Raw genomic sequence first — 9304 nt, forward strand, 5'->3', positions numbered from 1 at the left:
GCCGCCCGTCAGCCCAGCGCCTGCGCGAAGTCCGCCACCAGGTCGCGGGCGTCCTCCAGCCCTACCGAGATCCGCAGCAGGTCCTGCGGCGAGCGTGGATGCGCGCCTTCCACCGAGGCACGGTGCTCCACCAGCGATTCGCAGCCGCCCAGCGACGTCGCATTGGTAAAGATGCGCAGCCTGCCGGCCACTGCCAACGCCGCCTCGCGACCACCGCGCAGTTCGACGCTGAGCATCGCGCCGAACTCGCGCATCTGCTTCGCGGCTACGGCATGGCCGGGGTGCGAGGGCAGGCCCGGCCAGTTCACGCGTTCCACTGCTGGATGCGCGGCGAGGAACTCCGCTAGCTTGCGCGCGTTGGCGCAATGCATCGCCATCCGCGCGCCCAGCGAGCGGCAGCCGCGCAGGGTGAGCCAGGCGCTGAACGGGGCCAGCACCGCACCGGTGACGTGCAGCCGATGCGCGACTTTCCGCGCGAAGGCGTCGTCGCGGGCGAACACCAGCGCACCGCCCAGCACGTCGCTGTGGCCGCCGAAGTATTTGGTGGTCGAATGCATCACGATGTCCGCGCCCAGCGCCAGCGGGCGTTGCAGCAATGGGGTGGCGAAGGTGTTGTCCACCACCACCATCGCACCGGCGGCGTGGCCGAGGATGGCCAGCGCGGCGATGTCGCTGATCTTCAGCAGCGGGTTGGATGGCGTTTCGATCCACAGCAGCGAAACCGGCGTGGCGCAGGCCGCGCGCACCGCATCGAGGTCGCCCATGTCCACCGTCTCGACGTGCAGGCCGCGCTCGGGCAGGAATTCGGTGAACAGCATGCGCAACCCGCTGTAGCAGTCGTCCGGGAACAGCACCCGGCTGCCCGCCGGCAGCGATTCCAGCAGGGTGGTCATCGCCGCCATGCCGGAGGCGAAGGTCAGCGCAGTGGCGCCGCCCTCCAGCGCGGTGAGCGCCTCGCGCAGGCGGTCGTTGGTGGGGTTGCCCTCGCGCTGGTACTCGTAGCCGGCCAGGCGCTCGCCGGCGGGGCCGTGACGGAAGGTGGTGGCCAGGTGGATGGGCGGGGCCACCGCGCCGGTGGCGGGGTCGGGCTGTTGGCCGGCATGCACGGCCAGGGTGTTGGGATGCGCATCGTGCATGGGGATCTCACTCGCTGGAGGGAAGGGCGTGGCCGCATTTGCGGCAGTACCAGGCGTCGGCTTCGTGTTCGGGCAGGCCGCACTGCGGGCAGCGCGCGCGCAGCCGCCGCGGCTGCAGGCTGCGCGCCAGCTCCGCGGTGTAGATGCCGGTGGGCGCCGCGATGATGCTGTAGCCGATCAGGATCAGCACCGAGGCGATGAAGCGCCCCAGCGCGGTGTGCGGGGCGATGTCGCCGAAGCCGACGGTGGCCATCGTCACCACCGCCCAGTACATCGCGGTGGGGATGCTGGTGAAGCCGTTGGCCGGGCCTTCCACCAGGTACATCAGCGCGCCGAACACCACCACCACGGTCAGTACCGTCGCCAGGAACACCAGGATCTTGCGACGGCTGCGCCACAGCGCCTGCATCAGCATCCCGGCCTCGCTGGAGTACTCCACCAGCTTCAACACCCGGAAGATGCGCAGCAGGCGCAGCGCGCGGATCACTGCCAGCGAGGTGCTGGCCGGGAACAGCAGCGAGAGCAGGGTGGGCAGGATCGCCAGCAGGTCGATCACGCCGTAGAAGCTGCGTGCATAGCGCCACGGGTTGCGCACCACCCACAGCCGCACCGCGTATTCCGACGCGAACAACACGGTGAACACCCATTCCGCGACGTACAGCGGCAGGTGCCAGCGCGCCTTGATGCCGGGCACGCTGTCGAGCACCACCACCAGCACGCTGGCGAGGATGGCGACGATCAGCAACAGGTCGAAGTTGCGCTCGGCCGGGCTGTCGTGGTGGAACACCACCCGGTACCAGCGGTAGCGCCGGCCTTCGGTGCTGGCCGGCCAGTGCTCGCGCTCGAACAGGCTGCGCGGCTCCCCCTCGCGGTGCGCCGGCCCGGCCATGTCAGCAGGCCGCGAACGCGCCGCGCGCGGCTTCGATGGTGGCTGCGATCACCGCATCGTCGTGCGCGCTGGACATGAAGCCGGCCTCGAACGCGGACGGCGCCAGGTACACCCCGCGCTGGAGCATCGCGTGGAAGAAGCGGTTGAAGGCGGAGATGTCGCAGGCCAGCGCCTGGGCGTAGGTGTCCACCTTCTCGGCGCTGAAGAACAGCCCGAACATGCCGCCCACGCGCTGGGTGGTGAAGGCCACGCCGGCGTCGCGCGCGGCGGCTTCCAGCCCGTCGCACAGCGCATTCGTCTTCGCTTCCAGTGCGTCGTAGAAGCCCGGCGCCTGTACCAGCTCCAGCATGGCCAGACCCGCAGCCATCGCCACTGGATTGCCGCTCAGCGTGCCGGCCTGGTAGATCGGGCCCGCCGGCGCGATCTGCCGCATCAGCTCGGCGCGCCCGCCATAGGCGCCGACCGGCATGCCGCCGCCGATGATCTTGCCGAAGGTGGTCAGGTCCGGGGTCACGCCATAGCGCGCCTGCGCGCCGCCCAGCGCGACCCGGAAGCCGGTCATCACCTCGTCGAAGATCAGCAGCGCGCCGTGATGCGTGCACAGCGCGCGCAGGTGCTGCAGGTAGCCTTCGCGCGGCGGCAGGCAGTTGGCATTGCCAACCACGGGTTCGATGATCAGCGCGGCGATATCGCTGCCGCAGGTGTCGAACAGCGCGGTGGCGGCGTCGAAGTCGTTGTACGGCAGGGTGAGGGTGAGGTCGGCCAGCGCCTTGGGCACGCCGGGCGAAGTCGGCACGCCGAAGGTCAGCGCGCCGCTGCCGGCCTTCACCAGGAAGCTGTCGCCGTGGCCGTGGTAGCAGCCCTCGAACTTGACGATCCGGCTGCGGCCGGTGGCGCCGCGTGCCAGCCGGATCGCCGACAGCGTAGCCTCGGTGCCGGAGTTGACCATGCGCACCATTTCGCAGCTGGGCACCAGGCGCGTGATGGTCTCGGCCATCGTCACCTCGAGCGGATTCGGGGTGCCGAAGGACAGGCCGTCGCGTGCGGTGGCGATCACCGCCTCCAGCACCTGCGGGTGGTTGTGGCCGACGATCATCGGCCCCCACGAGCCGACGTAATCGATGTAGCGGTTGCCGTCCACGTCGTACAGGTAGGGGCCTTCGGCGCGCTGCACGAAGAACGGTTCGCCCCCGACCGACTTGAAGGCGCGCACCGGCGAGTTGACGCCGCCGGGCAGCAGGGCCTGGGCGCGGGTGAACAGGGCGTGGGAGCGGGCGTTGGTCGGGGGCATACGGGGCTTCTGCAAGGGGAGGAAGGGTGGCTTCCCGCGCTTCGTCCTGGATGGGACAATCGCGGCAACCCAACGATTATCGCGCCGATGGCTGCTTCCGATTCCGAACGCCCGTACCGCACCTGGATGTGCGTGGTCTGTGGCTACATCTACGACGAGGCCAAGGGCGCGCCGGAGGATGGCCTGGCGCCCGGCACGCGCTGGGAAGACGTGCCGGAGACCTGGACCTGCCCAGACTGCGGCGTCACCAAGGCCGATTTCGAGCTTTACGAAGGCTGATGCCGCCGCGGTGGCGCGTCCTCACTTGCCGGTGGGGATGCCCGGGCCGAACACCAGCACGCTGCCGTCCTGCAGCTGGAGCTTGTCGGCCTGGCCGGCATTGAGCTCGAGCACGTAGCGCGCGGGGGCATTGCTCGGATAGGACGGGCAGGCATCGCCCAGCGTGCACGGCGGAACGTTGCGCTGCTGCGCCACCAGCTTGCGGTCGTTGTCGAAGTACAGGATGTCCAGCGGAATCTTGGTGTTCTTCATCCAGTACGCCTGCGGCTCCTGCGCCTCGTGGATGAACAGCATCCCGTGGTCCTGCTCCATCGCGTCGCGGAACATCAGCCCGCGCGCGCGCTGGGCGTCGTCCACCGCCAGCTCCACGCTGTAGCGATGCCCGGCCAGCTCCACCCAGGGTTGGCGGGCGCCGGCGCAGCCGGAGCTGGACAGGGCAAGAAGCGCGAGGAAGGCGAGGCGGCGCATGCGGGGGTCTCCATGTGGGGGGGCGGCGTGGATGCGGCGCGGCGCGCCGGCAGGTTGCGATCGCGCACCTTGCGCGCGATGCCTGCATTCCGTCAACACGTCAAGACTTCCCAAGCGCGATTGGATGGAGGAAGATGCGCGCCCTTGCCGAGGGGCCGTGGGTTCCGGGGCGGGGAGGTGGTAAAAAAGTTCATCGCGGGGTGTTGACAGCAGTCGAAACCCCTGTATGATGGGCGGCTCACTCGGACGCTGCGGCGGACGGGTGGAGAGGAGAGGCGCTGAGGCCGATCCTTGCGATCTTTGACAGTGTGCGCAGGTGACTTGTGCGGGCGTCTGGTAGTGGACGGTTGTTCATCAGCAGACGTTCGATCAACACCATCAATTTCAAAGTATTCGTACGCAAGTACACGTACAGCGAGTAATGGAGTTGGGCGATCTCTGCATTCGAAGCATTAGAGGATTCGTCCTCGAAAACTTTAAGTGAAGAGTTTGATCCTGGCTCAGAGTGAACGCTGGCGGCAGGCCTAATACATGCAAGTCGAACGGCAGCACAGTGGAGCTTGCTCCATGGGTGGCGAGTGGCGGACGGGTGAGGAATACGTGGGAATCTGCCCAGTCGTGGGGGATAACGTAGGGAAACTTACGCTAATACCGCATGCGCCCTTCGGGGGAAAGCCGGGGACCTTCGGGCCTGGCGCGATTGGATGAGCCCACGTCGGATTAGCTAGTTGGCGGGGTAACGGCCCACCAAGGCGACGATCCGTAGCTGGTCTGAGAGGATGATCAGCCACACTGGAACTGAGACACGGTCCAGACTCCTACGGGAGGCAGCAGTAGGGAATATTGGACAATGGGCGCAAGCCTGATCCAGCCATGCCGCGTGAGTGAAGAAGGCCCTCGGGTTGTAAAGCTCTTTTGTCCGGAAAGAAAAGCATCGGGTTAATACCCCGGTGTTCTGACGGTACCGGAAGAATAAGCACCGGCTAACTTCGTGCCAGCAGCCGCGGTAATACGAAGGGTGCAAGCGTTACTCGGAATTACTGGGCGTAAAGCGTGCGTAGGTGGTTCGTTAAGTCTGATGTGAAAGCCCTGGGCTCAACCTGGGAATGGCATTGGAAACTGGCGGACTGGAGTGCGGTAGAGGGTAGCGGAATTCCCGGTGTAGCAGTGAAATGCGTAGAGATCGGGAGGAACATCCGTGGCGAAGGCGGCTACCTGGACCAGCACTGACACTGAGGCACGAAAGCGTGGGGAGCAAACAGGATTAGATACCCTGGTAGTCCACGCCCTAAACGATGCGAACTGGATGTTGGGTGCAACTTGGCACTCAGTATCGAAGCTAACGCGTTAAGTTCGCCGCCTGGGGAGTACGGTCGCAAGACTGAAACTCAAAGGAATTGACGGGGGCCCGCACAAGCGGTGGAGTATGTGGTTTAATTCGATGCAACGCGCAGAACCTTACCTGGCCTTGACATGCACGGAAGCTTCCAGAGATGGGAGTGTGCCTTCGGGAACCGTGACACAGGTGCTGCATGGCTGTCGTCAGCTCGTGTCGTGAGATGTTGGGTTAAGTCCCGCAACGAGCGCAACCCTTGTCCTTAGTTGCCAGCACGTAATGGTGGGAACTCTAAGGAGACCGCCGGCGACAAGCCGGAGGAAGGTGGGGATGACGTCAAGTCATCATGGCCCTTACGGCCAGGGCTACACACGTACTACAATGGTGGGGACAGAGGGCTGCGATGCCGCGAGGCGGAGCCAATCCCAGAAACCCCATCCCAGTCCGGATTGGAGTCTGCAACTCGACTCCATGAAGTCGGAATCGCTAGTAATCGCAGATCAGCATTGCTGCGGTGAATACGTTCCCGGGCCTTGTACACACCGCCCGTCACACCATGGGAGTCTGTTGCACCAGAAGCAGGTAGCTTAACCGCAAGGAGGGCGCTTGCCACGGTGTGGCCGATGACTGGGGTGAAGTCGTAACAAGGTAGCCGTATCGGAAGGTGCGGCTGGATCACCTCCTTTTGAGACATGGCAACGCATTGCCAGGCGTCCGCACAAGTGACCTGCATTCAGAGAGCGTGATTCCACAGGGGATCGCGTGTCCCGTGACAACGGGGCCTTAGCTCAGCTGGGAGAGCACCTGCTTTGCAAGCAGGGGGTCGTCGGTTCGATCCCGACAGGCTCCACCACTGAAGGTAAAGACAACTGGGTCTGTAGCTCAGGTGGTTAGAGCGCACCCCTGATAAGGGTGAGGCCGGTGGTTCGAGTCCTCCCAGACCCACCACTCTGAATGAAGCGCACACACACTTTGAGATGGCTGGGCAGTGTGGCCTGGTCGTGTTCTTTGAAAATCGGGAAGAAGAGTCAAACGAGCGTTTGAGACGTAAGTCTTGCAACGTGTCGAGGCTGAGGCGAGATGGCGGAAGCCATCTTTATCAAGTGATAGTCGTACCATTCGCTGGGTACGTGTCGCCCTGAGGCAACTTGGGGTGATATGGTCAAGCGAATAAGCGCACACGGTGGATGCCTTGGCGGTCAGAGGCGATGAAGGACGTGACAGCCTGCGAAAAGCGTCGGGGAGCTGGCAATAAGCTTTGATCCGGCGATGTCCGAATGGGGAAACCCACCCGTAAGGGTATCGTGCACTGAATACATAGGTGCACGAGGCGAACGCGGTGAACTGAAATATCTAAGTAACCGTAGGAAAAGAAATCAACCGAGATTCCGTCAGTAGCGACGAGCGAACGCGGACTAGCCCAAAAGTCGATCTTGTTCTAGCAAAACACTCTGGAAAGTGTGGCCATAGCGGGTGATAGCCCCGTATGCGAAAGGGCCTGGTCGATGAAATTGAGTAGGGCGGGGCACGTGAAACCCTGTCTGAACATGGGGGGACCATCCTCCAAGGCTAAATACTCCTGACCGACCGATAGTGAACCAGTACCGTGAGGGAAAGGCGAAAAGAACCCTGGTGAAGGGAGTGAAATAGAACCTGAAACCGTGTGCGTACAAGCAGTCGGAGCCCGCAAGGGTGACGGCGTACCTTTTGTATAATGGGTCAGCGACTTACTGTTTGTGGCGAGCTTAACCGTATAGGGGAGGCGAAGGGAAACCGAGTCTGATAAGGGCGCATAGTCGCAGGCAGTAGACCCGAAACCGGGTGATCTAGTCATGCCCAGGGTGAAGGTACCGTAACAGGTACTGGAGGCCCGAACCCACGCCCGTTGCAAAGGTCGGGGATGAGGTGTGATTAGGAGTGAAAAGCTAATCGAACCCGGAGATAGCTGGTTCTCCTCGAAAGCTATTTAGGTAGCGCCTCGTATGTATCCTCTCGGGGGTAGAGCACTGTTATGGCTAGGGGGTCATCGCGACTTACCAAACCATTGCAAACTCCGAATACCGAGACGGACTGTACGGGAGACACACGGCGGGTGCTAACGTCCGTCGTGAAAAGGGAAACAACCCAGACCCACAGCTAAGGTCCCAAATCAGCGCTAAGTGGAAAACGATGTGGAAAGGCACAGACAGCCAGGAGGTTGGCTTAGAAGCAGCCACCCTTTAAAGAAAGCGTAATAGCTCACTGGTCGAGTCGGTCTGCGCGGAAGATTTAACGGGGCTAAGCGTTGAACCGAAGCTTGGGGTGCATGCTTTGCATGCGCGGTAGAGGAGCGTTCCGTAGGCCTGCGAAGGTGGATCGAGAGGTCCGCTGGAGGTATCGGAAGTGCGAATGCTGACATGAGTAACGATAATGCGGGTGAAAAGCCCGCACGCCGAAAGCCCAAGGTTTCCTTGCGCAACGTTAATCGACGCAGGGTGAGTCGGCCCCTAAGGCGAGGCTGAAAAGCGTAGTCGATGGGAAGCTGGTTAATATTCCAGCACCTCGCGTAAGTGCGATGGAGGGACGGAGAAGGTTAGGCAGGCCGGGCGTTGGTTGTCCCGGTGAGAGGACTGAGGTGGTGCCCTTAGGCAAATCCGGGGGCGCAACATTGAGGTCAAGGACGAGTCCTATAGGACAGAGCTGCTGATATCACGCTTCCAGGAAAAGCTCCTAAGCTTCAGCTTACGCAGACCGTACCGTAAACCGACACAGGTGGGCAGGATGAGAATTCTCAGGCGCTTGAGAGAACTCGGGTGAAGGAACTAGGCAAAATAGCACCGTAACTTCGGGAGAAGGTGCGCCAACCATGGTTCATAGCTGAGGTTGGCCGAAGAAACCAGGCCGCTGCGACTGTTTATCAAAAACACAGCACTCTGCAAACACGAAAGTGGACGTATAGGGTGTGACGCCTGCCCGGTGCCGGAAGGTTAATTGATGGGGTCAGCCGCAAGGCGAAGCTCTTGATCGAAGCCCCGGTAAACGGCGGCCGTAACTATAACGGTCCTAAGGTAGCGAAATTCCTTGTCGGGTAAGTTCCGACCTGCACGAATGGCGTAACGACAGCGGCGCTGTCTCCACCCGAGACTCAGTGAAATTGAAATCGCTGTGAAGATGCAGCGTTCCCGCGGCAAGACGGAAAGACCCCGTGAACCTTTACTATAGCTTTACACTGAACGTTGAGTTCGTCTGTGTAGGATAGGTGGGAGGCTGTGAAACCGTGACGCCAGTTGCGGTGGAGCCAACCTTGAAATACCACCCTGATGTGCTTGACGTTCTAACCTGGGCCCGTGATCCGGGTCGGGGACCGTGTATGGTGGGTAGTTTGACTGGGGCGGTCTCCTCCCAAAGTGTAACGGAGGAGCTCGAAGGTACGCTCAGCGCGGTCGGACATCGCGCACTGTGTGCAAAGGCATAAGCGTGCTTGACTGCAAGATCGACGGATCAAGCAGGTACGAAAGTAGGACTTAGTGATCCGGTGGTTCTGTATGGAAGGGCCATCGCTCAACGGATAAAAGGTACTCCGGGGATAACAGGCTGATACCGCCCAAGAGTTCATATCGACGGCGGTGTTTGGCACCTCGATGTCGGCTCATCACATCCTGGGGCTGTAGTCGGTCCCAAGGGTATGGCTGTTCGCCATTTAAAGTGGTACGCGAGCTGGGTTCAGAACGTCGTGAGACAGTTCGGTCCCTATCTGTCGTGGGCGTTGGAGATTTGAGAGGGGCTGCTCCTAGTACGAGAGGACCGGAGTGGACGAACCTCTGGTGTTCCGGTTGTCACGCCAGTGGCACTGCCGGGTAGCTATGTTCGGAAGCGATAACCGCTGAAAGCATCTAAGCGGGAAGCGCGCCTCAAGATGAGATCTC

General features: G+C 62.2%; 5 protein-coding genes, 2 tRNA genes and 2 rRNA genes. 5 read left to right on the forward strand and 4 right to left on the reverse strand.

Annotated features, from left to right (window positions below):
• Window positions 1-8 precede the first annotated feature (8 nt).
• The 3 genes from EDC34_RS10175 to hemL are packed head-to-tail and all read right to left on the reverse strand — an operon-like array spanning window position 9 to window position 3316.
• Window positions 9-1136, reverse strand: a complete 1128-nt coding sequence (locus tag EDC34_RS10175; protein WP_114960582.1) for a trans-sulfuration enzyme family protein — start codon at window positions 1134-1136, stop codon at window positions 9-11.
• A gap of 7 nt (window positions 1137-1143) precedes the next feature.
• A complete protein-coding gene (locus EDC34_RS10180; protein WP_114960581.1) occupies window positions 1144-2025 on the reverse strand; it encodes an ion transporter in 882 nt (293 codons plus the stop codon).
• 1 nt (window position 2026) lies between these two features.
• Window positions 2027-3316, reverse strand: a complete 1290-nt coding sequence (hemL, locus tag EDC34_RS10185) for a glutamate-1-semialdehyde 2,1-aminomutase (protein WP_114960580.1) — start codon at window positions 3314-3316, stop codon at window positions 2027-2029.
• 87 nt (window positions 3317-3403) lie between these two features.
• On the opposite strand from hemL, the gene EDC34_RS10190 reads away from it, so the two are divergent.
• Complete coding sequence (locus tag EDC34_RS10190) at window positions 3404-3595, forward strand: rubredoxin (protein WP_114960579.1); 192 nt, start codon at window positions 3404-3406, stop codon at window positions 3593-3595.
• Window positions 3596-3616: 21 nt separating this feature from the next.
• Here EDC34_RS10190 and EDC34_RS10195 read toward each other — a convergent pair whose 3' ends face one another.
• Window positions 3617-4063 (reverse strand): DUF192 domain-containing protein, encoded by a 447-nt coding sequence (locus tag EDC34_RS10195; RefSeq protein WP_114960578.1) that lies wholly within the window; start codon window positions 4061-4063, stop codon window positions 3617-3619.
• 477 nt (window positions 4064-4540) lie between these two features.
• Here EDC34_RS10195 and EDC34_RS10200 point away from each other — a divergent pair.
• From EDC34_RS10200 to EDC34_RS10215, 4 genes are all read left to right on the forward strand, one after another.
• Window positions 4541-6085, forward strand: a 16S ribosomal RNA gene (locus tag EDC34_RS10200).
• A gap of 91 nt (window positions 6086-6176) precedes the next feature.
• Window positions 6177-6252 (forward strand) — tRNA-Ala (locus tag EDC34_RS10205).
• A gap of 18 nt (window positions 6253-6270) precedes the next feature.
• Window positions 6271-6347, forward strand: a tRNA-Ile gene (locus EDC34_RS10210).
• A gap of 212 nt (window positions 6348-6559) precedes the next feature.
• Window positions 6560-9304, forward strand: a 23S ribosomal RNA gene (locus EDC34_RS10215); the annotation flags it as partial.

Origin of the sequence: Thermomonas haemolytica, from assembly GCF_004346265.1 — a bacterium.
Classification (GTDB): Bacteria; Pseudomonadota; Gammaproteobacteria; order Xanthomonadales; family Xanthomonadaceae; genus Thermomonas; species Thermomonas haemolytica.

What these genes read in the sequence shown, in the direction of transcription:
- EDC34_RS10175 (WP_114960582.1), bottom strand. Translation starts at nt 1,136, where the DNA reads ATGCACGATGCGCATCCCAACACCCTGGCCGTGCATGCCGGCCAACAG.
- EDC34_RS10180 (WP_114960581.1), bottom strand. Translation starts at nt 2,025, where the DNA reads ATGGCCGGGCCGGCGCACCGCGAGGGGGAGCCGCGCAGCCTGTTCGAG.
- hemL (WP_114960580.1), bottom strand. Translation starts at nt 3,316, where the DNA reads ATGCCCCCGACCAACGCCCGCTCCCACGCCCTGTTCACCCGCGCCCAG.
- EDC34_RS10190 (WP_114960579.1), top strand. Translation starts at nt 3,404, where the DNA reads ATGGCTGCTTCCGATTCCGAACGCCCGTACCGCACCTGGATGTGCGTG.
- EDC34_RS10195 (WP_114960578.1), bottom strand. Translation starts at nt 4,063, where the DNA reads ATGCGCCGCCTCGCCTTCCTCGCGCTTCTTGCCCTGTCCAGCTCCGGC.